At 65.8% G+C, this 26,038-nt stretch carries 21 protein-coding genes and 1 pseudogene; 5 read left to right on the top strand and 17 right to left on the bottom strand.

Features of this window, described 5'->3' with window-relative positions:
- Positions 1 to 192: 192 nt before the first annotated feature.
- Positions 193 to 357, bottom strand: a complete 165-nt coding sequence (locus tag ACVIYL_RS20750) for a Flp family type IVb pilin (RefSeq protein ID WP_016841571.1) — start codon at positions 355 to 357, stop codon at positions 193 to 195.
- Positions 358 to 527: 170 nt separating this feature from the next.
- On the opposite strand from ACVIYL_RS20750, the gene ACVIYL_RS20745 reads away from it, so the two are divergent.
- Together ACVIYL_RS20745 and ACVIYL_RS20740 are read left to right on the top strand one after the other, a co-directional pair.
- Complete coding sequence (locus ACVIYL_RS20745) at positions 528 to 1,412, top strand: 50S ribosomal protein L11 methyltransferase (RefSeq protein WP_310880670.1); 885 nt, start codon at positions 528 to 530, stop codon at positions 1,410 to 1,412.
- Positions 1,409 to 1,915 (top strand): hypothetical protein, encoded by a 507-nt coding sequence (locus ACVIYL_RS20740; RefSeq protein ID WP_456779580.1) that lies wholly within the window; start codon positions 1,409 to 1,411, stop codon positions 1,913 to 1,915. Before ACVIYL_RS20745 ends, ACVIYL_RS20740 begins: the two co-directional genes overlap by 4 nt.
- Positions 1,916 to 1,933: 18 nt before the next feature.
- Here the strand turns inward: ACVIYL_RS20740 and ACVIYL_RS20735 are convergent, their stop codons facing one another.
- The gene (locus ACVIYL_RS20735; protein ID WP_057015008.1) at positions 1,934 to 2,119 is read right to left on the bottom strand and encodes a hypothetical protein; all 186 of its coding nucleotides are present in this window, start codon (positions 2,117 to 2,119) and stop codon (positions 1,934 to 1,936) included.
- Positions 2,120 to 2,309: 190 nt separating this feature from the next.
- Between ACVIYL_RS20735 and ACVIYL_RS20730 the strand changes: the two genes are divergently transcribed.
- Together ACVIYL_RS20730 and ACVIYL_RS20725 are read left to right on the top strand one after the other, a co-directional pair.
- Complete coding sequence (locus ACVIYL_RS20730; RefSeq protein WP_310880672.1) at positions 2,310 to 4,139, top strand: aminopeptidase P family protein; 1,830 nt, start codon at positions 2,310 to 2,312, stop codon at positions 4,137 to 4,139.
- Positions 4,140 to 4,445: 306 nt separating this feature from the next.
- Positions 4,446 to 5,723, top strand: a complete 1,278-nt coding sequence (locus ACVIYL_RS20725; RefSeq protein ID WP_310880673.1) for a multidrug effflux MFS transporter — start codon at positions 4,446 to 4,448, stop codon at positions 5,721 to 5,723.
- A gap of 55 nt (positions 5,724 to 5,778) precedes the next feature.
- Here the strand turns inward: ACVIYL_RS20725 and ligA are convergent, their stop codons facing one another.
- On the bottom strand, positions 5,779 to 7,929 hold the full coding sequence (ligA, locus tag ACVIYL_RS20720) for an NAD-dependent DNA ligase LigA (RefSeq protein ID WP_456779579.1): 2,151 nt from the start codon (positions 7,927 to 7,929) through the stop codon (positions 5,779 to 5,781).
- 124 nt (positions 7,930 to 8,053) lie between these two features.
- On the opposite strand from ligA, the gene ACVIYL_RS20715 reads away from it, so the two are divergent.
- Entirely contained in the window at positions 8,054 to 8,341 is a 288-nt protein-coding gene (locus tag ACVIYL_RS20715; RefSeq protein WP_057015104.1) for a GIY-YIG nuclease family protein, read from the top strand.
- A 95-nt stretch (positions 8,342 to 8,436) separates the two neighbouring features.
- Here the strand turns inward: ACVIYL_RS20715 and recN are convergent, their stop codons facing one another.
- The 14 genes and pseudogenes from recN to mraY form a co-directional block, all read right to left on the bottom strand.
- Complete coding sequence (gene recN, locus ACVIYL_RS20710; RefSeq protein WP_456779578.1) at positions 8,437 to 10,110, bottom strand: DNA repair protein RecN; 1,674 nt, start codon at positions 10,108 to 10,110, stop codon at positions 8,437 to 8,439.
- Positions 10,111 to 10,123: 13 nt separating this feature from the next.
- The gene (locus ACVIYL_RS20705; protein WP_028332540.1) at positions 10,124 to 11,032 is read right to left on the bottom strand and encodes an outer membrane protein assembly factor BamD; all 909 of its coding nucleotides are present in this window, start codon (positions 11,030 to 11,032) and stop codon (positions 10,124 to 10,126) included.
- 258 nt (positions 11,033 to 11,290) lie between these two features.
- Positions 11,291 to 12,253 carry a UDP-3-O-acyl-N-acetylglucosamine deacetylase gene (gene lpxC, locus ACVIYL_RS20700; RefSeq protein ID WP_168858441.1) on the bottom strand — a complete coding sequence of 321 codons (963 nt, stop codon included), beginning with the start codon at positions 12,251 to 12,253 and terminating at the stop codon, positions 11,291 to 11,293.
- A 350-nt stretch (positions 12,254 to 12,603) separates the two neighbouring features.
- Positions 12,604 to 14,394 carry a cell division protein FtsZ gene (gene ftsZ / locus ACVIYL_RS20695; RefSeq protein WP_092088690.1) on the bottom strand — a complete coding sequence of 597 codons (1,791 nt, stop codon included), beginning with the start codon at positions 14,392 to 14,394 and terminating at the stop codon, positions 12,604 to 12,606.
- An 89-nt stretch (positions 14,395 to 14,483) separates the two neighbouring features.
- Positions 14,484 to 15,800: a cell division protein FtsA gene (gene ftsA / locus ACVIYL_RS20690; protein WP_028332543.1), complete on the bottom strand. Its 1,317-nt coding sequence runs from the start codon at positions 15,798 to 15,800 to the stop codon at positions 14,484 to 14,486.
- Positions 15,797 to 16,807 (bottom strand): cell division protein FtsQ/DivIB, encoded by a 1,011-nt coding sequence (locus ACVIYL_RS20685; RefSeq protein WP_057015001.1) that lies wholly within the window; start codon positions 16,805 to 16,807, stop codon positions 15,797 to 15,799. Before ACVIYL_RS20685 ends, ftsA begins: the two co-directional genes overlap by 4 nt.
- A pseudogene (locus tag ACVIYL_RS20680) lies at positions 16,747 to 17,071 on the bottom strand (D-alanine--D-alanine ligase); the annotation flags it as partial. The gene ACVIYL_RS20685 and the pseudogene ACVIYL_RS20680, both read right to left, overlap by 61 nt.
- Positions 17,072 to 17,139: 68 nt before the next feature.
- Positions 17,140 to 18,126, bottom strand: a complete 987-nt coding sequence (locus tag ACVIYL_RS20675) for a D-alanine--D-alanine ligase family protein (RefSeq protein ID WP_092088695.1) — start codon at positions 18,124 to 18,126, stop codon at positions 17,140 to 17,142.
- A gap of 107 nt (positions 18,127 to 18,233) precedes the next feature.
- Positions 18,234 to 19,154, bottom strand: coding sequence for a UDP-N-acetylmuramate dehydrogenase (murB, locus tag ACVIYL_RS20670; protein ID WP_456781859.1), 921 nt, complete (start codon positions 19,152 to 19,154; stop codon positions 18,234 to 18,236).
- 2 nt (positions 19,155 to 19,156) lie between these two features.
- A complete protein-coding gene (gene murC, locus ACVIYL_RS20665) occupies positions 19,157 to 20,560 on the bottom strand; it encodes a UDP-N-acetylmuramate--L-alanine ligase (RefSeq protein WP_253607554.1) in 1,404 nt (467 codons plus the stop codon).
- Positions 20,561 to 20,680: 120 nt separating this feature from the next.
- Positions 20,681 to 21,781, bottom strand: a complete 1,101-nt coding sequence (murG, locus tag ACVIYL_RS20660) for an undecaprenyldiphospho-muramoylpentapeptide beta-N-acetylglucosaminyltransferase (protein WP_456779577.1) — start codon at positions 21,779 to 21,781, stop codon at positions 20,681 to 20,683.
- Positions 21,782 to 21,923: 142 nt separating this feature from the next.
- Complete coding sequence (gene ftsW / locus ACVIYL_RS20655; protein WP_057014997.1) at positions 21,924 to 23,075, bottom strand: putative lipid II flippase FtsW; 1,152 nt, start codon at positions 23,073 to 23,075, stop codon at positions 21,924 to 21,926.
- 342 nt (positions 23,076 to 23,417) lie between these two features.
- Entirely contained in the window at positions 23,418 to 24,818 is a 1,401-nt protein-coding gene (gene murD / locus ACVIYL_RS20650; RefSeq protein WP_456779576.1) for a UDP-N-acetylmuramoyl-L-alanine--D-glutamate ligase, read from the bottom strand.
- A 109-nt stretch (positions 24,819 to 24,927) separates the two neighbouring features.
- A complete protein-coding gene (gene mraY, locus ACVIYL_RS20645; protein ID WP_456779575.1) occupies positions 24,928 to 26,034 on the bottom strand; it encodes a phospho-N-acetylmuramoyl-pentapeptide-transferase in 1,107 nt (368 codons plus the stop codon).
- Positions 26,035 to 26,038: the final 4 nt, after the last annotated feature.

Below are 26,038 nucleotides of genomic sequence, written 5' to 3'. Positions count from 1 at the left end.
CGGCCTTGCCTCAAGACGGGATAACCGGTGGACGCCACTGTGGACCGGCTGTGCGACAGACGCTCACAATCCCGGGAAAACGCAGTTGATGTCTTGTCGACAAGCTGCGTGTGGCTCTGTGGACAATCGGTCAAAAAGAAAACACCGGGCGACATGTCGCCCGGTGCTTCCCTGAGAACGCCGTTCGAGAAATTACTTCAGCGAGCCGCTGATCGAGTTGAAGGTCCCGCTCAGTGCCGTGCCGACGCCATTCACCGCAGCGATGATCGCGATGGCGATACCGGTCGCGATCAGTCCGTATTCGATGGCGGTCGCGCCGGATTCATTCCGCAAAAACTTAACGATAAAAGCCTTCATTGCAGCCCTGCCCTTGGTTGTGATGCCTTGGAACGAAGGGTGTTCCCAGTTCCGCCACCGTAGTAGTACTGCAACATCTAAGGTTGTCTGAACCGGGAACCTCTCAATTCTCGCGATATTCGATTGAATCCGGCTTGAAATTTTAACAAAAACCGCGCTACCGGCCTCCGATGACCCCGTCCACACACCGCGCCAGCGTCACCCTTCCAGATGAATCGACCGCAAAGCGCGTGGTAGACACGCTTTCCGAGCTGTTTTTCGAGGATCAGGCGGCGTTTGCGGCCTTCGAGCGGCCGGATGGCCGCTGGGACGTCACCGTCCATTTTGCCGAGCCGCCGGACCAAAATTTACTGCGCGAGCTGGTCGGCCAAGTGGTGCGGCAGAATGTCGCATCTACTTTAGTCTTTGATACCGTGGAGGCCAAGGACTGGGTCAAGGCCAGCCTGGAGGATCTTGTCCCGGTCGCGGCCGGCCGCTTTATCGTCCACGGCCAGCATGACCGGCACCGGATACCCCCCAACAAGCTCGGGATCGAGATCGAGGCGGCGCTGGCCTTCGGCACCGGCCATCACGGCACCACCCGCGGCTGCCTGCTGCTGCTCGACCACGTGCTGAAAGCGTATCAGCCCCGCCGCGTGCTGGATCTCGGCACCGGGACCGGCGTGCTGGCGATCGCCGCCGCCAAGGCGCTGCACGGCAAGGTGCTGGCAAGCGACATCGACCCGCCGTCGGTCAGGGTCGCCGAGGAGAATGCCCGGCTGAACGGCGCAGGCGATCTGGTGGACGTGATCCGCGCCACCGGCTTTGCCGCTCCGCGCTTTGCCGAGGACGGTCCGTTCGACCTGGTGCTCGCCAACATCCTCGCCAATCCGCTGCGGCAGCTGGCCGGCCCGATGGCGCGCCACCTCGCCTCGTCGGCGCAGGTCATTCTCTCGGGCCTGCTGACGCACCAGGCGCCGGCGGTCATCGCCGCCTACCGTGCCCGCGGGCTGGTGCCGCTGCGGCATCTGAGGATCGAGGGCTGGAGCAGCCTGCTGCTGCGCTCCGTGAAGTGACCGCGACCGGCAGACAGTGCGGCGACTGCACGCTCTGCTGCAAGGTGATGGCGATCGAGGAACTGGCCAAGCCCGCCAACACGTGGTGCCCGCATTGCAAGCCGGGGCGCGGCTGCCGGACCTATCCGGGGCGGCCTATGGAATGCCGCTCGTTCAGCTGCGTCTGGCTGGCGAACGAGCTGCTGGAGGAGCACTGGAAGCCTTCCAGGTCGAAGCTCGTCCTGACCACGTCGGAAGATGGTCTTGAGGTCAGATGCGATCCGGGCTTCCCCGACGCCTGGCGCAAAGAGCCGTTTTGCAACGAGCTCAGGGAATGGGCGATCTCCGGCGAGACGCTCGACATGACCGTCGTCGTGATCGCCGGCCAGCGCATGACGCTCGTGACGCCCGAGCGCGAATTCGATCTCGGCATCGTCGGCCCCGATGAGCGGATCGTGCGCGAGCTCGAGGACGGCAAGGTCGTCAATGTGACCGTGGCGAAGGCGTCCGACCTGGAACGGTAGCCGCGATCCGCGGGTTGTTTATTCGGGCGCTGGCGAATCGCTACGGTTGGTCTCGACCTTGCCCTGACCGGCCGCACGCTTGGCGCGCGCCTCGACAAGGCGGTCCAGCATCTGGACGATGACGCCGCGCTGCTTCTGTTCGACCGGCGCGATCGGGCCGCGGCGGACCGGCGGCGAGATCTTCTCAAACGTGAATGCAGGCATCGTGCATCTCCTCACCGTTGAGTTGAGACACTCCTGGACACTCCCCGTACGCTTGACCGTTGACGTGCAGTGGACATCGTCCGGCCAATTCCACTATGCCATATTCAAGCATAAGTTATGCCAAAAATATGGTCATGCTTGATCGCGCTCGCGCGAAGGTCATGCCCCATCCGAAGAGAGTGCGACGGCGATGTTCGAAGCCCATTTCCAGACGTTCGAAGAGCCTGAAGGCGGCGTGGCGCTGACTGCCCGCTTGAGCGCGCTGCGCGAGGAGCTGGCGCGGCGCAAGCTGACCGGATTCGTGGTTCCGCGCGCCGACCAGCAGCAAAATGAATATGTCGCGGCCTCCGAGGAGCGGCTCGCTTGGCTGACCGGCTTCACCGGATCGGCCGGGCTCGCGATCGTGCTGAGCAAGGAGGCCGCCCTGTTCGTCGACGGCCGCTACACGCTGCAGGCCGGCAAGCAGGTCGACCGCAAGGCCTGGCAGGTCGAGCCGCTGGTCGATCCGCCGCCGGAGCACTGGCTGACCCGGCATCTGGCGGCCGGCGACCGCCTAGGATTTGACCCCTGGCTGCACACTTCTGCGGCAGCCGAACGACTGGCAGCGGCCTGCGCCAAGGCCGGCGCGGAACTGGTCGCCGTCGACAGCAATCCGCTCGATGCGATCTGGCACGAGCGGCCGGCACCGCCGCTCGGTCCGGTCACGATCCACGGCGCGCAGTTTTCCGGGGAGATCGAAGCCGAGAAGCTCAAGCGCATCCGCCTCGAGATCAACAAGCTCGGCGTCGACGCGCTGGTGCTGTCCGACAGCCACGCGGTCGCCTGGACCTTCAACATCCGCGGCGCCGACGTCTCGCATACGCCGCTGCCGCTGTCCTATGCGCTGGTACCGAAGGAAGGCCGGCCGCTGGTGTTCATCGATCAGCGCAAGCTGTCCAACTCGACACGCGACCATCTCGAGCAATCGGCCGATGTCGAGCAGCCCGCGGCGCTGGCGGCAAAACTCACCGAGCTCGCCAAGCGCGGCGCCTCGATCGCGCTCGACAGCGCGACCGCAGCCGACGCCCTGAGCCGCCTGATCGCGGGTGCCGGCGGCAAGCCGATGCGCGGCAGCGATCCGGTCAGCCTCTTGAAGGCGGTCAAGAACGTCACCGAGATCGAGGGCACGCGCACGGCGCATCAGCGCGACGCGGTGGCGCTGGTGCGTTTCCTCGCCTGGATCGATCGCGAGGCGCCCTCCGGCAGCCTCACCGAGATCGATACCGTCGAGGCGCTGGAGACGTTCCGCCGCCAGACCGGCGCGCTGAAGGACGTCTCCTTCCCGACCATCGCCGGCACCGGACCGAACGGCGCCATCGTGCACTACCGCGTGACGCGCAAAAGCAACCGCCGCATCGAGCCCGGCGATCTCCTGCTGATCGATTCCGGCGCACAATATGAGGACGGCACCACCGACGTCACCCGCACCATCGCGATCGGCAAGCCGACCGACGAGATGCGCGACCGCTTCACCCGCGTGCTGCGCGGCCATATCGCGATCGCCCGCGCGATCTTCCCCGACGGCACCACCGGCGCGCAGCTCGACACGCTGGCGCGGCAATATCTCTGGCAGGCCGGGATTGATTTCGAGCACGGCACCGGCCACGGCGTCGGCAGCTATCTCAGCGTCCATGAAGGGCCGGCGCGGATTTCCAAGCTCGGCACCACGCCGCTGAAGCGCGGCATGATCCTGTCGAACGAGCCCGGCTACTACAAGACCGACGCCTACGGCATAAGGATCGAGAACCTCGAGCTCGTGATCGGCACCGACATTGCCGGCGCCGAGAGGCCGATCAATGCATTCGAGACGCTGACGCTGGCGCCGATCGATCGCCGCCTGATCGAGGTCAGCATGCTGAGCCCGGACGAGTTAAGCTGGCTCAACGACTACCACGCCCGCGTCGCGCATGTGGTGCGGCCGCATCTCGACGACAACGCCACCAAGCTGTGGCTGGACGAGGCAACGGCGGCGCTGAAGTAGCGGCGCGCCCAGGCATCCGCACGCTCGACGTCGTCCCCCCCCCCAACGCTCTGTGTCATCCCCCGCGAAAGCGGGGGATCCAGTACGCCGCGGCCTATCAATTCAAATACGCCTGCCTCTGGAGTACTGGGTCCCCGCTTTCGCCGAGGACGACAGCGGAATTCGCAGCTGACGACAGAGCGTTTATTGCGCGAGACGAAACATCGTCACCGCGTCTCCTGAAATCGCATGGGCGTATGCCGAAACACCCGTATTCCGCGCGGACGGGCACGCTACAGTCTTTCCACAATGCTGGATCGGACCTGAATGCACGGCGTGATGGGCAAGCCGCCCGGCGCGGCCAAAGACAACATCGCGACATCGAAGGTCATGCTGCTGATGCTCGTCGTGATGACGGGCGTGGCGCCGATCTCGCTCTACATGCTGGTGCCGGCGCTGCCGGTGCTGGCGACCACATTCGGCCGCGACATTTCGATCGCGCAGATGACCGTGTCGCTCTACATGGTCGGCATCGCGCTTTCACAGCTGATCATGGGGCCGCTGTCCGACAGGTTCGGGCGCCGGCCGGTGCTGCTCGCGGGCCTCGGCCTGATGGTCGTGGCCGGCGTCGGCTCGGTGTTCGCCGAGACCTTGCCGCAACTGATCGCGGCGCGCTTCTTCCAGGCGCTCGGCGGCGCCAGCGGCATGGTGATCAGCCGTGCCATCATCCGCGATCTCTATCCGCGCGAGCGGGTCGGCGCCATGATCAGCCTCGTCGTCGCCGCACTGATGATCGCGCAGATGGTGAGCCCGCTGACCGGCGGCCTGCTGGAGACCACATTCGGCTGGCGCGCGATCCTCTATCTCATCACCGCGGCGTCGCTGATCACCACGATCTTCATCGCGTTGGCGCTGCCGGAAACCCGCCGCGACCGCGCCGAGAGCAGCAGCTTTCGCGGCGACCTCGGCAAGCTGATGACGAGCCGCGCCTTCGTCGGCTATCTATTGTGCCAGGTATTGGCGTCGCAGATCATCTTCGCCTTCGCCGGCGGCGGCCCTTACATCGTGGTGACCCAGATGGGCCGGACCAGCGCCGAGTATGGCGCGTGGTTCGCGATGACGGGGTTCGGCTACTTCGTCGGCAATCTCTTGTGCGTGCGCTTCGCGCCACGGCACTCGCTGGAGAAACTGATCTGGTTCGGCCTCGCCCTGCAGGTCGGCGGCAGCCTGTTGAACCTGGTCTGGAGTTTTACTGGAGTAAACCAGACCCCGCTCTGGCTGTTCGGCACCCAGATGATCGTGATGATCGCCAACGCCTTCGTGATGGCCAATTCCGCCGCCGGCGCGATCAGCATCCGGCCCGAAGCCGCCGGCACCGCCTCGGGCGCCATGGGGTTCCTGCAGCAGGGCATCGGCTCGCTGATCTCGCAATTCGGCGCCTATCTCGGCGGCCACTCCACCACGACGCTGCCGCTGACCGCGGCGATCTTCGCGATCTCGATCGCCTGCGCCTGCACCATGATCTTCGTCGTGCCGCGACGGAAGGTGGTGGTGAGCGAGGAGCTGATCGCGCAGGCCGAGGAGGATGAGCAGGGGATGATGTGAGCAGTTCGTCATTCCGGGGCGATGCGCAGCATCGAACCCGGAATGACGGACAACCCTACTCCCCGATCAGCTTCAGCCACTCGTCTTCGGTCAGCACCTGGACGCCGTGCTTCTGCGCTTCGGCAAGCTTCGAGCCGGCGCCCGGCCCCGCGACGACATAGTCGGTCTTCTTCGACACCGAGCCGGCCGCCTTGGCGCCCAGCCGCTCGGCCGTCGCCTTGGCCTCGTCACGTGTCATCTTTTCGAGCGATCCGGTGAACACCACGGTCTTGCCGGCCACCGCCGAATTGCTCTTCGGCTTCTCGGCGTCGATGATCTCGTCGAGCTCGCCGGTCAGCCGCTCGACGATGCCGCGATTGTGGCTCTCGCCGAAATAGTCGGCGATGCTCCTGATCACGGTGTCGCCGATCTGGTCGAGCGCATCCATCTCCGCCATCGCATCCTCGTCGCCCTTGGCGACCTTGAGGCAGGCATCGTGGAACGCATCCCAGGAGCCATAGCCGCGCGCCAGTGCCAGCGCGGTGGTCTCGCCGACATGGCGCATGCCGAGCGCGTAGATGAAGCGCTCGAGGCCAATCCTGCGGCGGCTGTCGATCGCGGCGAACAGATTGCGCACCGAGGTCTCGCCGTAGCCTTCGATGTCCTCCAGCTTCAGCTTCGCGTTGCGCTTTTGCAGCGTGAAGATATCAGCCGGCTCCTTGACCCATCCCTCGTCGAAGAAATATTGCAACTGCTTCACGCCGAGACCGTCGATGTCGAAGGCGCGGCGCGAGACGAACAGAATGAGGTGTTCGACCTTCTGGAACGGACAGGCGAACTCGCCGGTACAGCGGGCGCGCGAGCCCTCCTCGCCGGCCGCGGTCTCCTCACGCACCACGTCGGTGTGCAGCGGACACGGGCATTTCTTCGGGAAGTGGAATTCCTTCGCATTCTTCGGCCGCTTGTCGATCACGACGTCGACGACCTGTGGGATCACGTCGCCGGCGCGCTGGATCACCACGGTGTCGCCGATCCTGATGTCGCGCCCCTCGCGCAGCACCTCGCCCTTGTTGCCGATGCCCTTGATGTAGTCCTCATTGTGCAGCGTGACGTTCTGCACGATCACGCCGCCGACACCGACCGGCTCGAGCTTGCCGACCGGCGTGAACGAGCCGGTGCGCCCGACCTGGATCTCGATGTCGCGCAAAACCGTCATGGCGCGCTCGGCCGGGAATTTGTGCGCGATCGCCCAGCGCGGCGTGCGCGACACGAAGCCGAGCCGCTCCTGCCAGTCGATGCGATCGACCTTGTAGACGACACCGTCGATGTCGTAGTCGAGCTCGGCGCGCTGCTCCTCGATCTTGCGATGGAACGCGATCAGCTCCTCGACCGAGTGGCACAGCTTGGTCAATGGATTGGTCTTGAAACCGCACCGCTCGAACCAGTGGATCATGCCGGTCTGGGTATCCTCCGGCAGCGCGCTCATCTCGCCCCAGGCATAGGCGAAGAAGCCGAGCAGCCGCGAGGCAGTGATTGTGGGATCCTTCTGCCGCAGCGAGCCGGCCGCCGAATTGCGCGGATTGGCGAAGATGGTGTCGCCGGCCGCCTTCTGCCGCTCGTTGAGCGCGAGGAACGCCTTCTTGGTCATGTAGACCTCGCCGCGCACCTCGCAGATGTCGGGCACGTTGCGGCCCTTCAGCTTCTGCGGCACGTCCTCGAGCGTGCGGATGTTGGCGGTGACGTCCTCGCCCTCGGCGCCGTCGCCGCGGGTTGCCGCGGTGACGAGTTCGCCGCCCTCGTAGCGCAGCGACATCGAGAGCCCGTCGATCTTCGGCTCGGCCGAGAAATCGATCTTGTCATCCGGCAGCTTGAGGAAGCGCGTGATGCGCCCGACGAAATCGACCACGTCGGCTTCCGCGAACGCGTTGTCGAGCGACAGCATCGGCAGCGAATGGCGAACCTTCCGGAAGCGCCCCGACGGCGCGGCGCCGACCTTCTGCGACGGCGATTCCGCGGTGACGAATTCAGGAAAGCGCTTCTCGATCGCATTGTAGCGCTGCCGCAGCGCGTCGTATTCGGCGTCGGTGACGCTCGGCGCATCGTCCTGATAGTAGCGCTTGTCGTGACCTTCGAGCTCGAGCGCAAGGCGCATCAACTCGACCTTGGCCTGGGCCTTGGTGAGCTTGTCGACGTCGGAGAGTTCTTTCTTTTTTGCTGCTTTAGCCATGCGACGGGCGCGCTATAGTTTTTCGTCATTCCGGGGCGGTCCGTCAGGACCGAACCCGGAATCTCGAGATTCCGGGTTCGATGCTTCGCATCGCCCCGGAATGACTGTGTGGGAAATGGGGCTCATGTCGTACTACGTGTACATTCTAGCAAGTCGACGAGACGGAGCAATCTATGTTGGGATCACCAACGATCTCGTGCGGCGGGTCTACGAACATCGAATGAAGGCCGTCCCAGGCTTCACGTCCAAATACAACATCACGCAGCTGGTTTGGTTCGAAATCTACGACGACCCGATCTCCGCGATATCACGCGAGAAGGAGCTCAAGAAGTGGAAGCGAGCCTGGAAGACGCAATTGATCGAAGCGAGCAATCCGCAGTGGAATGACTTGTACGAGTCGATCTGTACCTGAGGTGGTCATTCCGGGGCATCGCGCAGCGATGAACCCGGAATCTCGAGATTCCGGGTTCGATGCTTCGCATCGCCCCGGAATGACGAGGGGAGAGATTACGCTGTCGCCGCCCGGAGCAGCCGTTCCGCGGCCGCCCTCGCCTCCGCGGTGATCTCGGCGCCGGCCAGCATGCGCGCGATCTCCTCGCGGCGGTGGTCGGCGGCGAGCGCGTTGACGCGGGTGGCGACCCGCTTGCCCTTGTCGAGCGCGTCCTTGGAGATCAGGAGATGCTGGCTGGCGCGGGCGGCGACCTGCGGCGCGTGTGTCACCGCCATCACCTGCACCTTGCCGGCAAGGCGCGCCAGCCGCGAGCCGATCGCATCGGCCACCGCGCCGCCGACGCCGGTGTCGATTTCGTCGAACACCAAGGTCGGCGCCGAGCCGCGATCGGCCAGCACGACCTTCAGTGCCAGCAGGAAGCGCGACAGTTCGCCGCCGGAGGCGACCTTCATCATCGGCCCCGGCTTGGTGCCCGGATTGGTCTGCACCCAGAACTCGACACGGTCGATGCCCTGCGGCCCCGGCGCGGCCGCGTTGCTCTCGACCTGGGTCATGAACTTCGCGCGCTCGAGCTTGAGCGGCGCAAGCTCGGCGTTGACGGCCTTGTTGAGCTTCTCGGCGGCCTTGGTGCGCGCCGCCGACAGTTTGGCGGCAGCCGCCGCATAGCGCTTGTCGGCTTCACCGGCGGCCGCTTCCAGCTTCTTCAGCTGGTCGGCGCCGGCATCGATCAGCGCGACGTCGCCGGCATATTGCGCCGCCAGCGCAGCCAGCAGATCGACCGGCGTCGAATATTTACGCGAGGCGGCGCGCAGCGCGAACAGCCGCTCCTCGATGCGCTCCAGCTCGGCCGGATCGAAATCGGTCGCCGCCAGCGCAGCGTTGAGGTGCTGGTCGGCCTCTTCCAGCGCGTTGATCGCAATGTCGATCGCCTTGACCGCGGGCTCGATCAGCGAAGGCGCATTGGCGGCGCGCCGCTCCAGCCGCCGTACCGCGGCCGACAGCGACGCCACCGGCGAATGCGAGCCGCCGATCGCCTCCTGCGCCTCGCGCAGATCGGTTGCGATCTTCTCGCCCTGCATCATGGTGGTGCGGCGACCCGCGAGCTCGGTCTCCTCACCTTCCTTCGGCGCCAGCGTCTTCAATTCCTGCGAGGCATGGCGCAGATAGTCCGCCTCGCGCGCGGCGCGCTCCATGCCGGCGCGATGCTCGTCGAGATCGGCATTGGCGGTCCGCCTGATATCCCACAACGCTTCCAGCGCCGCGACCTCCTTCTCGTGTCCGGCGAAGGCGTCGAGCAGCTGGCGGTGGGTGGAGGCGTCGACCAGCGCGCGCTCGTCATGCTGGCCGTGGATCTCGACCAGCGCGGCACCGACCGCCTTCAGGGTCTGCACGCTGATCGCCTGATCGTTGATGAAGGCGCGGGTGCGGCCGTCGGCGAGCTGCACGCGGCGCAGGATCATCTCACCGGTGTCGTCGAGGCCGTTCTCGGCCAGGATGCCGGCCGCCGGATGCCCCTTCGGGACGTCGAACATGGCGGTGACCTGCCCCTGTTCGGCGCCGTGGCGCACCAGTCCGGCATCGCCGCGGCCGCCGAGCGCCAGCGCAAAGGCATCGAGCAGGATGGATTTGCCTGCGCCGGTTTCGCCGGTCAGCACCGCGAGGCCACGGGAAAATTCGATATCGAGCCGTTCGATCAGGACGATGTCACGGATCGACAGACGCGCCAGCATGCGAGGACAATTCCTAGCCGAGACCTATCTTCTTGAAGGTCCTGCTGATCCAGGATCCCTGATTCTCGCTCGGCTCGAGACCGCCGGACTTTACTAGATTATATGCGTCCTTGTACCAGCGGCTGTCTGGAAAATTGTGGCCTAGCACCGCGGCCGCGGTCTGCGCCTCGCCGGCGATGCCGATCGCCATGTAGGCCTCGGTGAGGCGGTACAGCGCCTCCTCGACGTGGCGCGTGGTTTGGTACTGCGTGACCACGGTCTTGAAGCGGTTGATCGCGGCGGTGAAGTCGCGCTTGCCCATGTAATAGCGCCCGACCGCCATTTCCTTGCCGGCGAGCTGGTCTCGCGCAGCCTGGATCTTGGACTTGGCCTGGGTGGCGTATTCCGAGGTCGGATATTTGCGGACCACCTCTTCGAGCGCCGCGATCGCCTTCTCGGTGCGGCTCTGGTCGCGCGAGATGTCCGGGATCTGGTCGAAATGCGAGGCCGCGATCAGGTACTGGGCGTAGGACGCGTCCGGGCTGCCGGGATGCAGCGTGACGTAGCGGGTGGCAGAGCCGATGCAGCTGTCGTAGTCGCCTGCCTGGTAGAACGAATAGGCCGACATCAAGAGCGACTTGCGCGCCCAGTCGGAATAGGGATGCTGACGGTCGACTTCCTCGAACTTCTTCGACGCGGCCTTCAGGTCCTTCTTCTCGTTCATCATGTACAAGCCCTCATTGTAGAGCTTGTCCGCGGGCTCATCGACGAAGGTGTCGTCCTTGGCCATGAACTTGTCCCACAGCGCGCCGGTGCCGCAGCCGCTGAGCGGCATGGCCAGCACAATCAGGCCCGCCGCAAAACGCAGCGTGCGCGCGGCCTTGGTCAGGCCGGAGACGTCAGAAGAATTGCGTGATTCGAGCGCCATACGCATTGCCGACATGAATTGTAAAACCTGACGCCTTTGATGCGGTTAACGGCGACCCCACTCCACCCATGAACCGCGGTCATGGATGCAATATTTCCAGTGCCTTGACTGCCGTTACTCGCAACCGCAGGCCTGCTTAGCCGAAAAATGACCGTGGACCAACCGAATACGGAGCCATTCCGCCGGGAATAAGGCGACCCGGCGAAGCTCACAGCCTGCTGTGGTTATTACGGAAATTGGGCCCGACCGGCTAGGCGATCAGGACTTGGGCGATCAGGACACGTCCGGGCCATAGGCCGGGGCGACGAGGCCGCCCACGGTGCCTGCACCGGCTTCGACATGGCCACGGGCCGGCCGCCGAGCCGTCTCCGATTCGACCACCCGCCAGGCGCTGCGGTCGGCGAGCAGCGCCTTCAGCACCGCGTTGTTGAGCTTGTGGCCGCCCCGTACCGAACGGTAGCTGCCGAGCAGCGGCAGGCCGGCCAGCGCCAGATCGCCGATCACGTCGAGCACCTTGTGGCGGGCGCATTCGTCGGCGTAGCGCAGGCCCTCGGCGTTGAGCAGACGGGCCTCGTCGAACACCACGGTGTTGTCGAAGGACGCGCCGAGCGCGAAGCCTGCACCCCACAGCCGCGCCACGTCGCTCATGCAGCCGAACGTGCGGGCACGGGCAACCTCGCGGCGGAAACCTTCCGGCGACAGATCGAAGGTGAAGGTCTGGCGGCCAATCACCTGGTTGGTGAAATCGATCTCGACTTCGGTGCGGAACCCGCCGGCGAACGGACGCAACTCGCCAACCGATTCGCCGATCTTGACCTGCACCGGCTTCAAAACCTGGATGAAGCGGCGGACACCGGGCTGGGTCACAATCCCGGCCTGATCGATCGCCGCGACGAACGCTGCAGCGCTCCCGTCCATGATCGGAACTTCGGCGCCGTCGACTTCGATGGTGGCGTTGTCGACGCCCATGCCGCGCAGCGCCGCGAGCACGTGCTCGGCGGTCGAAACCAGCGGCCCTTCGCGGTCACCCAGCACCGTCGCGAACTCGGTCGCGATCACCGCATCGGCGGTGGCCACGACTTCGCGGTCGGAACCGTCGAGACCGGTGCGGACAAAAATAAAACCCGCATCAACAGGTGCAGGTCCCATGGTGAGACTGACAGGAAGACCGGAATGAACGCCTACGCCAGTCACGGTGGCTTGCGACCGAAGCGTTGTTTGACGGCTGAACTTCATTCGATAATGCCCACTACCCGACTTCACTCAATTCAAGTGGCCAAATTTCCCCAAGGCCGACTCGCTTGAGCTCCCCAAGTCACGGCAGACCATAGTCACGGCCCTAAACCGCGCCAACTCACGCTTCTTTACCGATTGTTACCCCATCTCCGCCGCATTCACGCCCAAGGTAAACCAAACTACGGCAGCGAAAGCGGTCCTCGGCGACGCGCCATCTGACCACCGAAAGAATAATTAATCATTTAAAATCAGTTGCTTGTTCATCCGGCGCGATCGCCTGCCCGCGACAAGGAAAAGGCCCCGGCGGTTCCCCGCCGAGGCCTTCTTCGTGGCCAAGATTGTAACAAACTTCAGTTTGCCTGCCGGCGCAGGAAGGCCGGGATATCAAGATGGTCGTCGCCCTGTGGCGCTGGGGCAACAGGTGCCTGGCGGCCATGAGCGTCCAGACCCTGCGGCGCAGGGCGCTTTGCATATTCGGATACCGGCGATTCGTTCGCCGAAATCTGCTGGGCGACGCTTCGGGCCGGCTTGCGCTCGGGCAGTGGCGGCATCGTCGGCATGGCCGGACCGGAAGAACGGGCCGCGATCGGCGGCTCGGTCTCCTCGTCGCGGCGGCCGAGGCCGACATTGGCCAACCGCTGCAGCAGCGACAGGCGGGTCTTCTGCGGGTGTTCCGGTTCGCCGTCACCGCTGGCCTGGCGGATTTCGGCCTGCGCCGGCATCGGCAGATCCTCGAACTTCGGCATCCGCGGAGCACGGACCGGCGACCGTTCCGCCGCCTGCGGGATGAAGGTCTCGGGCGGCATCGGCTCATGCTGCTCGGCCCGGGCGGCCTCGTGGTCCGGGAACAGCGAGGGCTTCTGGGCAATCGGCCGCACGGTGACGTCACCGTAGGAGGCCGGCTGCATCGGCGCCTGGGCAGCCGGCGCGCTGTCGGGAGCAACCGCGGCGGCGATCGCCGCAAGCGCGGCGCGCTCGACGGCCGGACGCTGCTGCGGAGCGGCGGGAGCTGCAATCGGGGCGACCGTCACGCCGGTCGGCGGTTCCAGCTTCTGGGCACGTTCGGCCATGCGCTGATTGTCGGCACGCAGGCGGGCGGTCAGATCGGCCAGCCGGCTCTCCGGCGAACCGCCCGACTGCTGCGCGGCGGGAGCCTGGGCGCGGGAGGCGATCGCCGCCTGCTCGATACCGGTTGCGACCACCGAGACGCGAATGACGCCGTCGAGCGATTCGTCGAAGGTGGCGCCGACGATGATGTTGGCGTCGGCGTCGACCTCCTCGCGGATGCGGGTGGCGGCTTCGTCGACCTCGAACAGGGTCAGGTCCTTGCCGCCCGTGATCGAGATCAAGAGGCCGCGGGCGCCCTTCATCGAGCTGTCGTCGATCAGCGGGTTGGCGATCGCCGCTTCCGCGGCGGTCAGCGCGCGCTTCTCGCCGGTGGCTTCGCCGGTGCCCATCATCGCCTTGCCCATTTCACGCATCACGGCGCGGACGTCGGCGAAGTCGAGGTTGATCAGACCTTCCTTGACCATCAGGTCGGTGATGCAGGCGACGCCCGAGTACAGCACCTGGTCGGCCATCGCGAAGGCGTCGGCGAAGGTGGTCTTCTCGTTGGCGACCCGGAACAGGTTCTGGTTCGGAATGATCAGCAGCGTGTCGACCACCTTGTGCAGCTCGGCGATGCCGTGCTCGGCGGTGCGCATGCGGCGCTGACCTTCGAAGTGGAACGGCTTCGTCACCACGCCGACGGTGAGGATTCCCATCTCGCGAGCGGCCTTGGCGATCACGGGTGCAGCACCGGTGCCGGTGCCGCCGCCCATGCCGGCGGTGACGAACACCATGTTGGCGCCGGTGAGGTGATCGCGCAGCTCGTCCATGACCTCCTGCGCGGCCGCAGCGCCGACGTCGGGCTGCGAACCGGCGCCGAGGCCCTGGGTGACCTGGGTGCCCATCTGCACGATGCGCTGCGCCTTCGACATGGTCAGCGCCTGCGCGTCGGTGTTGGCGACGACGAAGTCGACGCCCTGCAACCCGGCGGTGATCATGTTGTTGACGGCATTACCACCCGCGCCACCGACGCCGAAGACGGTGATCCGCGGTTTCAGCTCGCTGATGTCAGGGGGTGTCAGATTGAGTGCCATGGTTGCCTCTCTCGATTATGCGCGCGTTGGTTCGTCCCGGCCGCTGGCCGCCGGAGCTGGTGAAAATGCAGTGAGCCGGGGTGCGGTCATCAGAAGCCCTCGCGAAGCCATCGTCCGACCTTTCCGAAGTAACCGTCTGTCCCTGTCCTGAGCTGCCGCGTGCGCCGCGGTTCGACATGTTCAAGATGTGCGTATTGCGGATAGACCAGGAGGCCCGTCGGCACCGAGAACGAAGCGCCCTTCGCCTCGTTCGGCAGCCGGCCGAAGCCGAGCGGACGGCCGATGCGGACCTGACGGTTCAGGATGCGGGTGGCAAGCTCGACGGTGCCGGTGAGCTGCGAGGCGCCGCCGCTCAACACGACGCGCGCCCTCGGCTCTGCCGCAAAGGGGGAATCCGCGAGCCGGTCACGGACCATTTCGAAAATCTCCTCGGCGCGATGCCGGACAATGTTCGCAATCGTGGCGCGGGACACGATTTGCGGTGTCTCCCGATCATCGCCTGCAGTGGGAACGGACATCAGCTCGCGCGAGTCCGAACCGCCGGTCAGCACCGTGCCGTATAAAGTCTTGATTCGCTCGGCATCCGCAATGCACGCGCCGATGCCGCGCGCAAGGTCCATCGTGATGTGTTGTCCGCCCAGCGCAAATCCGGATGCGTGCACGAGACGTCCGCCGGAGTATGTCGCGATCGTGGTCGATCCCGCGCCCATCTCGACGACGGCAGCGCCGAGATCGGCCTCGTCATCGGTCAGCACCGAGAGGCCCGCGACATAGGGGCTCGACGCCATGGCTTCGACGTTGAGATGGCAGCGCTCGACCACCAACATCAGGTTCTTGGCAACCGTCGCGTCCGACGTCACCACGTTCATGTCGACGCCGAACTGGCGCGCCACCATGCCTCGGGGATCGCGGATGCCCTTGACGCCGTCGAGTGCGTAGCCGACCGGCAGCGCGTGCAGCACGGTGCGGCCCGCGCCGGCGGCGTGGCGCATGCCGGCGGACGTGACGCGGCTGATATCGTCCGAGGTCACCGAGCCGCCGCGGATATCGGCCGCGGCCTCGACCAGCTGGCCGTGCTGCCGGCCGCCGGAGACCGACAGCAGGACGGATTCGACACGGACCTTGGCCATGCGCTCGGCCAACGCCACCGCGTGGCGCACCGCCTTCTCGCATTCGGCGAGATCGACCACGGAGCCGGCCTTGACGCCGCGCGACTGGATCTGGCTGTAGCCGATCAATTCGACCGCATGGGTGCGTCCGCGCAGCGCCTCGTTCGGCGGCGATGGCCTCAGCCGCGCGATCATGCAGGCGATCTTGCTGGAGCCGACATCGAGCGAAGCCACCATCGCGGTGCGCTTCTGCATCGGGCGGGTCTTCGGGGTCAGGTTGCGATCGAGGCCGGTCATGCGGAGTCACCGGCCTTCTTCTTGGACTTCTTGTCCTTGAACAGTTCGTCGCGCGCCTTGCCGGCGTCCTCCGACAATTGCACGATAAGCCGATCGGGCAGCCGCATGTCGACGGCGACAATGTCGCGCGAGAACAGCTTCTCGTCCTTGTCGAGCCTGGAGAGCGCAGCGAGCGCGTTGCCGACGTCGTTCTCTGGCAGGCGGACGTCGAGACCGTCCTTGAGGCGCAGGTTCCAGCGCCGCTCGCCGACGAAGATCGCCGCCTTGGTCACCGAACGGACCTGCGGATAACGGTCGAGCAGCGCCAGGAAGTCGTGGGCCCTGACGTCGGCGCCCTTGCCGACCACGAGCGGCAGATTGAGGAAGCGGCGCGAGACGTAGGGCTCGAGCACCGCGCCGTCGGAAGCGATCACCGACAGGCGGCCGTTCTGCTGCCACAGCGCGAAGGCGGTGCGCTCGACGATGTCGATCTGCAGCCGGCCCGGATAGAGCTTCAGGATCGTGGCATCCGCGATCCAGGGATTGGCCTTCAGCTTGGCGCGCACGGTGTCGGCGTCGAGGAACAGCAGCGAGGAGCGGCCGTTGACGCCGCCGATCGCGAGCACCTCGTCCTGGCTTAGCTGCTTGCGGCCGTTGATGCCGACGGTGGTGATGCGGAAGCCGGCGGTATTGGCAAGCGCGTTGCGGGCATCGCTGAGCGCGGTGGTGAATTCCTCGACATGGCCGCCCTTGACGATGCCGAGGCCCAGGCTGCCGAACAGGATCGCGAGCGTCGCGACCAGCCCGATGCGGCGCGGCAGATAACGTTCGACCATCAGGATGTAGCGGTTCGGCGGCTCGCGATCGATGATGACTTGCGGCCGCTTGGCGGGACGCCGCCTGCGGCGCGCGAGATGGGCGCCGACATACTCGCGCAGCAGCACCGCCGCTCCAATAGCGGCTGCTCTCAGGTCAGCTTGAGGCCCCAGCGATCGCAGCGATCGGGTGAGGCGTCCTGCACCATCCATTGCACGAGCTCGTCACATGTTGCGCCCGCAAACCCCGCGGGTCCCGGCACAAATCACGTCTCGGCTAGACCGGTGGGATTAGAGTGGCCCCCTGTTCCCTGGTTGCGATCCTCGAAGCGGTAATCCGCGACAGCTCACGCCCCGGCAGCCAAGCGCTACATGCGCCGCCAGCGTTAACCTTCGGGCTTCCTGGTAAACAAAGGGTAAATGACTTCGGCCTGGAGCGTGTTTTGACCAACGCCGTGAGTACTTTGCCGCGAACTCGTTAGCATTTTAGCAACAGCGCCCGGGTTCCATCCGGCCGACCAGGGCGGGTTCCCCCCGGCCGGGCATTAACTTCGGACGCGGCGGCGGGCCAGCTCGATCTGGTCGGTGAGGAAGTCGGCAAAGGCGATACCCTGTGCTTTCAAGGCCTTAGGGTACAGTGATGCCGCGGTGAGCCCCGGCAGAGTGTTGGTCTCGAGATAGACCGGGCCATTGGCCGAGACGATGAAATCGCTGCGCGAGTAGCCGGTGCAGGACAGCGCGCGGTGCGCCCGCAGCGCATGGTCCATGATCGCGGCGCTGACCTCGGGCGCGAAGCGGCCGGGACAGATCTCCTGGGTCGACTTCAGCAGGTATTTGGCTGTGTAGTCGAAGGTTCCCTCCCCCGGCACGATCTCGATCGGCGGCAGCGCGAACACGGAGCCGTCGGACTGCTCGAGCACGCCGCAGGTCGCCTCCACGCCCGACACGAACGGCTCGATCAGATACTCTTCATGCTTCGCGGCATTGCGGACCGCGACGAGATCCTGCTTCGCGTTGACGAAGATCAGCCCGTAGCTCGATCCGTCCTTGGCGGGTTTTGCAATCAGCTTGCCGTGTTTCGCAAAGGCGTCATCGATCTGTTCGACATTGATGCCCTGCGGCGCGTTGAGGCCTGCGATCGCGGCGAAACGCTTTGCCGACGGCTTGTCGAACGCCAGATGCGACGACGCCGAGCCGGAGCCGGTGAACGCGACGTTGCGCATCTCGCACATCGCCTGCAATTCGCCATTCTCGGCGCGGCCGCCGTGCAGGCCGAACACCAGCACGCGCTGCTCGGCGCCCGCCTTGTCGAGCGCCTGGTCGAGTGCGATGCCGCGACCGTCGGGTTTGAAGTCGACCTCGAACGGACGCGTGTGGCCGAGCAGTTTTTCCGACGTCACCGCGTGCACGGTGTCGTCGACGTCCCAGAACCAGAGGTCCGCGTCGGGCAGCGCGCGGTGCAGCGCCTGCGTGCTCGCCACCGAGACCAGCCGCTCCTTGTTGGTGCCGCCGAACAGAATGGTCACCTGCATCTTCTTTGCCTGTCTTCGCTGCTTCCGTCATTCCGGGATGGTCCGAAGCACCAGACCGGACTCTCGAGATTCCGGGTTCGATGCTGCGCATCGCCCCGGAATGACGACTACGATGAATTTCCGATCCGCTTGATTTCCCAGTGTAGCTCAATTCCACTGCTTTGCTTGACCCGTTCGCGCACCGTCTCGCCGAGCGTCTCGATGTCGTGCCCGGTGGCATTGCCGGTGTTGATCAGGAAATTGCAGTGCATCTCCGACACCTGTGCGCCGCCGACCTTGAGGCCGCGACAGCCGGCGGCATCGATCAGCTTCCAGGCGCTGTTGCCGGGCGGATTCTTGAAGGTTGAGCCGCCGGTCTTCTCGCGGATCGGCTGCGCGGTCTCGCGATGGCCCTGCACCTCGTTCATGCGGGCGCGGATCGCCACAGCATCGGTGATCGTGCCGCGGAAGCGCGCCGAGGTGAAGACGATGGACGGATCGACGCCGCTGTTGCGATAGACGAACTTCATGTCGGCATTGCCGAACGTATGCTTCACGCCGTCGCGGCCGATGCCGGTGGCCTCGATCAGCACGTCCTTGGTCTCGCCGCCATTGGCGCCGGCATTCATGCGCAGCGCGCCGCCGACCGTGCCGGGAATGCCGAAGAAGAATTCCATGCCGCCGATGTCAGCCGCCGCAGCCGCCTCGGCGACGCGCTTGTCGAGCGCCGCAGCGCCGGCGATGACGACATCGCCGGCCGCGCTGGTCTCGCCGAACGCGCGCGGCGCGAGCCGGATGACGACGCCGGGCATGCCGCCATCGCGCACGATCAGATTGGAGCCGACGCCGACGACATAGACCGGCAATTCCTGCGGCAGGCGTTTCAGGAAATAGGCGAGGTCATCTTCATCTGCCGGTGTGAACAGCACCTGCGCCGGGCCGCCGACGCGAAACCAGGTCAGCTCCGCCAGCGACTGGTTCGCCAGCAGCCGCCCGCGCAGCTCCGGCATCGCGGCTTTCAGGTCGGGCGTGATGTCGCGGAAGGTCACGATCACCCCAACGCCTTCAATTCGCCGGGCAGCGCGTAGGCCCATTGCGTGATGTTGCCGGCACCGAGGCAGACGACGAGGTCACCGGGCTTGGCGAGGCCGTGCACGATCTTCGCGAGCTCGCCCGCGTTCGGCAGCGGCACCACATTGCGATGGCCGTGGGCGCGCAGGCCGGCGGTGAAATGGTCGCGGTCGACGCCAGCGATCGGCGCCTCGCCGGCCGGATAGACCTCGGCGACCACGACCGCATCGGCATCGTTGAAGCAGGTGCAGAATTCCTCGAACAGCGATTGCAGGCGGGTGTAGCGATGCGGCTGCACCACGGCGACGATCTTGCCGTTGACGGATTCCCGCGCCGCCTTCAGCACGGCTGCGATCTCGACCGGATGATGACCGTAATCGTCGATCACGGTGATGCCGTTGGTCTCGCCGGTCTTGGTGAAGCGCCGCTTGACGCCGCCGAAGCCGGCCATGGCCTGGCGGATGACGTCGTCGGACACGCCGAGCTCGTGCGCGACCGCGATCGCGGCCGTCGCATTCGATGCGTTGTGGCGCCCCGGCATCGGCAGCATGATATCGGCGATCTCATGGACCGCGCCGGACTTGCGATCGCGGATCGCGACCGAGAATTTTGAGCCGCCACCCATCGGCGTCAGCTCCTTGAGCTGCGCATCAGCCTGCGGGTTCTGGCCGTAGGTGATGATGCGGCGGTCTTCGATCTTGCCGACGAGAGTTTGCACCACGGGGTGATCGGTGCACATCACGGCAAAGCCGTAGAACGGGACGTTCTCGACGAAATTGCGGAACGCGTCCTGGATCGCCTCGAAGGTCTTGAAGTGGTCGAGATGCTCGGGGTCGATATTGGTGACGATGACGACATCGGACGGCAGCTTCAGGAAGGTGCCGTCGCTCTCGTCGGCCTCGACCACCATCCAGTCGCCGGCCCCGAGCCGTGCGTTGGAGCCATAGGCGTTGATGATGCCGCCATTGATCACGGTCGGATCGAGCCCACCGGCATCGAGCAGGGTCGCCACCATCGTGGTCGTGGTGGTCTTGCCATGGGTGCCGGCGATCGCGACGCAGCTCTTCAGCCGCATCAGTTCCGCCAGCATCTCGGCGCGCCGCACCACCGGAATGCGTCGCGCGCGGGCCGCCATCAGTTCGGGATTGTCGCGCTTGATCGCAGTCGAGACCACGACGACATCGGCGCCGTCGACATTCTCGGCGGCGTGGCCGACCGAGACCTTGGCGCCCTTCTTGCGCAAGCGGTCGAGGTTGTAATTGTCCGAAGCATCGGAACCCTGCACGGTGTAGCCGAGATTGATCAGTACCTCGGCGATGCCGCTCATGCCGATGCCGCCGATCCCGACGAAGTGAATGGGTCCGATCTCGCGCGGCAGTCTCATGATGCTAACACCTTCATCGTCTCCGGACTCACCCCGGCAATTCTCCGACTTATGAAAGACTGATATGGCCGGGACAAGCCCGGCCATGGCGTCCCACGGCCGAAATTCCTCGAAAGCGGCCTAAATTCCGGCCACTTTCGCAACCAGATCGGCCAGCCGCTCGGCGGCATCGAGCCGGCCGACGCCGCGCGCCGACGCCGCCATCGTGGTCAGTTTCACGGGCTCGGTGGCGAAGGCCGAAATCTCGGCGGCCAGCCGCTCGGGCGTGAAGTCGCCCTGCGCGATGCGCAGCGCGCCGCTCGCCTGCGACAGCACGCCGGCATTGGCAAACTGGTCCTGATCGATCGCGCCCGGCAGCGGCACCAGGATTGAGGGCCGGCCGATCGCGGCGAGCTCGGCGACCGTGCCGGCGCCCGAGCGCGAGATCACGAGCTGGCTCGAGGCGAGGCGCGCCGGCAGGTCGGCGAAGAACGGCGCGAGCTCGGCGTTAATCTCGAGCCGGTCGTAGACCGCGCGCACCCGATCCATGTCCTCTTCGCGCACCTGCTGGGTGACGATCAGACGGCTCCACAGCGCGGGCGCGAGCTGCTCGATCGCGGGCGGCACGATATCGCTCATCACCCGCGCGCCCTGGCTGCCGCCGACGACGAGCAGGCGCAGCGGACCGTTCGCCTCGGGCGGCGTGTACTTCACTGCCGCAGCCGCAAGGATCGCCGGCCGCATCGGCGTGCCGACCGTGGTGGCCTTGCCGGCCAGCGCGGGATCGCGATCGAGCACGCCGGGCAGCGAGGTCGCGATCGCGCTGACGCGGGCAGAGAGGAAACGATTGGCGCGGCCGAGCACCGCATTGGCGTCATGGATGATGCCGGGAACGCCGAGCAGCCGCGCCGCCATCAGCGGCGGCAAGGTCGGGTAGCCGCCGAAGCCGACCACGGCCGCGGGCTTCAGCCGGCGCACCAGCTTGGCGGCGACCAGCGTGCCGTAGCCGAGCATCAGCGCGGTGCGCGCCACCGAGATCGGGTTGCGGCTGCGCACGGTTGCGCTCGGCACGAGGTCGATGCTCTCCCTGCCGAACAGGCCGGAATAGCGCAGCGCGCGGCCGTCGGTGGCGAGCCGGACGCGCAGGCCACGCCTGATCAATTCCACGGCGAGCGCTTCGGCCGGGAACAGATGGCCGCCGGTGCCACCGGCCGCCAGCAGAATCAGGGGCGCGTTGTCCATAGCCGCCTTTTACATCGTCATTGCGAGCGAAGCGAAGCAATCCATCGCCCCGCAGAACGGCGGGATGGATTGCTTCCGCCTTCGCCGAGGCTTCGGCGGACAAGTCGTCGCTTCGCTCCTCGCAATGACAACAAGGGTTCACCTACGCGTAGGCGCGCTGAGCGCTGGCGCCTTCCATCGATTCGATCTCGGTGCGCGGCCGCTGCCGCGTCAGCGCCAGCATCATGCCGACGCCATAGGCAAGCGACACGAACGAGGAGCCGCCATAGGAGATGAACGGCAGCGTCATGCCCTTGGCCGGGATCAGTTGCAGATTGACCGCCATGTTGATGGTCGCCTGCACGCCGAACAGGATCGCAAGCCCCGACGCCGCGAAGCGCGAGAACATGTCCTCGGTGGCATAGGCACGGGTTAGCGTCCGGATCACGATGAAACCGAACAGCGCGACCAGCATCAGGCAGAGGATGATGCCGAACTCCTCCGCCGCGACCGCGAACACGAAGTCGGTGTGGCTGTCCGGCAGGCTGCGCTTGGCGATGCCCTCGCCCGGCCCCAGGCCGAACCAGCCGCCGTTCCAGAACGCCTCCATCGCGGTGTCGACCTGGAAGGTGTCGCCGGAGGCCGGATTCATGAAGCGCTTGATGCGGCCGGCGACGTGCGGCACCAGCAGATAGGCGCCGAACAGGCCCGCGCCCGCCGCGCCGGCGAGCCCGAACACCCAGATCATCCGCATGCCCGCGATGAAGAACAGCGCGCCCCACACCGTGAGGATCAGCATGGTCTGACCGAAGTCGGGCTCCATCACCAGCAGCGTGACCAGCGTCAGCAACAGCACCAGCGCCATCGAGGTCGCCGGCATCTCCGGCCGCTTGGTCGATTCCGCAAATAGCCAGGCAGCGACGATGACGAAAGAGGGTTTTGCAGCTTCGGAGGCCTGGATGTTGACACCGAGCAGCGTGATCCAGCGCCGCGAGCCCTTGACCTCGGGGCCGAGCAGCAGCGTCAGCACGATCAGCGCTATCGAGACCGCGAACACTATCAGCGCGGTGCGCCGGATCTGCCGCGGCGTCATGAACGACACCCCGATCAGCACCATCAGCGACGGCACCAGGAACATGACGTGGCGGTTGAAGAAGTGGAACGGATCGAGCCCGATCCGGGTCGCCACCGGCGGGCTCGCCGCCAGCGACAGGATGACGCCGGCCAGCATCAACGCGGCGATCGCGACAAGCAGCAGCTTGTCGACGGTCCACCACCAGTCCGAGAACGGGGTGCGTTGGTCACGGGCGAGCATGGGCGTCCCCAGATGGCAGAGATAACGTCCATTCGTGGCGCAGGATGGTTTCCAAGGGGTTAACGGGATGGGTAACTTTTGAGGGAGGTGAATGAGCCCCCATCCCGACGTCGTCCTGGCGAAAGCCAGGACCCATAACCACCGACTTGATAATGGACGCTACCGCGGCCCCAGCGTCGCGCAACGATTGAGATTTGGGGTAATGGGTCCTGGCTTTCGCCAGGACGACGATGAGGATGGTTCTCGCGCGATACGACGCACCGTCACTGCGTACTTCATCTCGGTGTCATCGCCCGGCACCGAACGGCGGATTACGCTGTGCCAATCCGCCCTACGTGATCGTCACACCACCGGCTTGACGCCGGGCAGCGCCTGCACGATGTCGCGGAAGGCGGCACCGCGGATTTCGAAATTGCGGTACTGGTCGAACGAGGCGCAGGCCGGCGACAGCAGCACGACGGCTTCCGCGAGCCCCGATGCCTCGGCATCGCGCGCGGCGCTGGCGATCGCGACGTCGAGCGTGCCGGACATGTCGTGCGGGACGCGCTCGCCCAGCGTGCCGGAGAAGTCGGCCGCCGCCTCGCCGATCAGATAGGCCTTGCGGATGCGCGGGAAATATTCGGTCAGGCTGGTGATGCCGCCGGCCTTCGGCTTGCCGCCGGCGATCCAGTAGATGTCGGCAAACGACGACAGCGCATGCGCGGCCGCATCCGCATTGGTGCCCTTGGAGTCGTTGACGAACAGCACGTTGCCGCGGCGGCCGACCTGCTCCATGCGATGCGCGAGACCCGGGAAGCTGCGCAGGCCGTTCTGCAACACGTCGGTCGCGATCCCCATCGCCACCGCGCAGGCCGAGGCGCAGGCGGCGTTCTGCGCATTGTGCAGGCCGCGCAGCGAGCCGATGCCGCCCAGCCGCGCGATCTCGCTGCGCGCCGCGCCCGAGGCACGCACGATCGTCTCGTGCTCGACATAGAGACCGTCGGGCAGCGGGTTCTTCACCGAGATGCGCACCACGCGCTTGCCGGCGCGATCGAGCCGGTCGGCGATGTTGCGGCACCAGATGTCGTCGACGCCTGTTATCGCGGTGCCGCCGGCCTGTACGCCGGCGACCAGCCGCTCCTTCACCGCGGCGTAATGCTCGAGCGTGCCGTGGCGGTCGATGTGATCCTCGCTGATGTTGATCAGAATACCGACCGACGGATCGAGCGACGGTGCGAGGTCGATCTGGTAGGACGACATCTCGATCACATGGACACGACCCATGCGCGGCGGCTCCAGCGACAGGATCGCGGTGCCGATATTGCCGCCCATCTGGGTGTCGTAGCCGGCGACCTTCATCAGATGCGCGATCAGCGCGGTGGTGGTCGATTTGCCGTTGGTGCCGGTGATGGCGACGAACGGCGCGTTCGGCGCGTGGCGGCGCCGCTCGCGGCAGAACAGTTCGACGTCGCCGATCACCTCGCAGCCCGCCTCGCGCGCCTTCAGCACGCTCCAGTGCGGCGCCGGATGGGTCAGCGGCGCGCCCGGGGTCAGGATCAATGCGGCGAAATTCGCCCACGACACGGTGCGCAGATCGGCGGTGGTGAAGCCGGCCTGCGCCGCCCTGGCGACGTTGTCGGCATTGTCGTCGGCGGCGATCACCTCGGCGCCACCGGCCTTCAGCGCCTGGCAGCTCGCGAGCCCGGAGCCGCCGAGCCCGAACACCGCGACCGTCTTGCCGGAGAAGGAGGTGACCGGGATCATGTCTATCTCCCTGTCATTCCGGAAACCGCGCAGCGGTTATCCGGAATCTCGAGATTCCGGGTTCTCGCTGCGCGAGCCCCGGAATGACAGTCAATGGGATGCGAAACCATCAGCGCAGCTTCAGCGTCGACAGGCCGGCGAGCGCCAGCATCACCGAGATGATCCAGAACCGGATCACGATCTGCGGCTCGGTCCAGCCCTTCTGCTCGAAATGATGGTGCAGCGGCGCCATCCGGAACACGCGCTTGCCGGTGAGCTTGAACGAGGTGACCTGGACGATGACCGAGACCGCCTCCAGCACGAACAGGCCGCCGATCACGGCGAGCACGATCTCGTGCTTCACCGCAACCGCCGTCGCGCCAAGCATGCCGCCGAGCGCCAGCGAACCGGTGTCGCCCATGAAGATCGAGGCCGGCGGCGCGTTGAACCAGAGGAAGCCGAGGCCCGCGCCAAGCACCGCGCCGCACAGCACCGCCAGTTCGCCGGTGCCGGCGACGTAATTGATCTGCAGGTAATCCGAGAACACCGCGTTGCCGGTCAGGTACGAGATCATGCCGAAGCTTGCGGCGGCAATCATCACGGGCACGATCGCAAGACCGTCGAGGCCGTCGGTCAGGTTCACCGCATTGCCGGCGCCGACCATCACGAAGGCGCCGAAGATCACGAAGAACCAACCGAAATTGATCACGAGGTCCTTGAAGAACGGAATCACGAGCGAGGTCGACGACACGTCGCGCCCGAGCCGAACCAGCGCGTAGCAGGCGGCGAGCCCGATCGCGGCTTCGATCAGCAGCCGCAGCTTGCCGGCGAAGCCGCTGTGCGACTGCTTTGTGACCTTCAAATAATCGTCATAGAAGCCGACGAAGCCGAAGCCGAGCGTCACCGCCAGCACGATCCAGACATAGGGATTGAGCGGATTGGCCCAGAGCAGCGTCGACACCACGAGCCCGGACAGGATCATCAGCCCGCCCATGGTGGGCGTGCCCTTCTTGGAGATCAAATGCGACTGCGGGCCATCGGTGCGGATCGGCTGGCCCTTGCCCTGCCGCAGCCGCAGGTGATCGATGATCCAGGGCCCGAACAGAAACACGAACAATGCGCCGGTCACCATCGCGCCGCCGGTGCGGAAGGTGATGTAGCGGAACACGTTCAAAGCGCTGCGGAACGCCCCAAACCCCGGAACGGTGTTGGACAGTTCGATCAACCAGTAGAACATTCGA

Source organism: Bradyrhizobium sp. USDA 3315, from assembly GCF_054056795.1.
The sequence above is the reverse complement of the archived record's forward strand: the minus strand, read 5'-3'. Positions and strand labels throughout refer to the sequence as shown.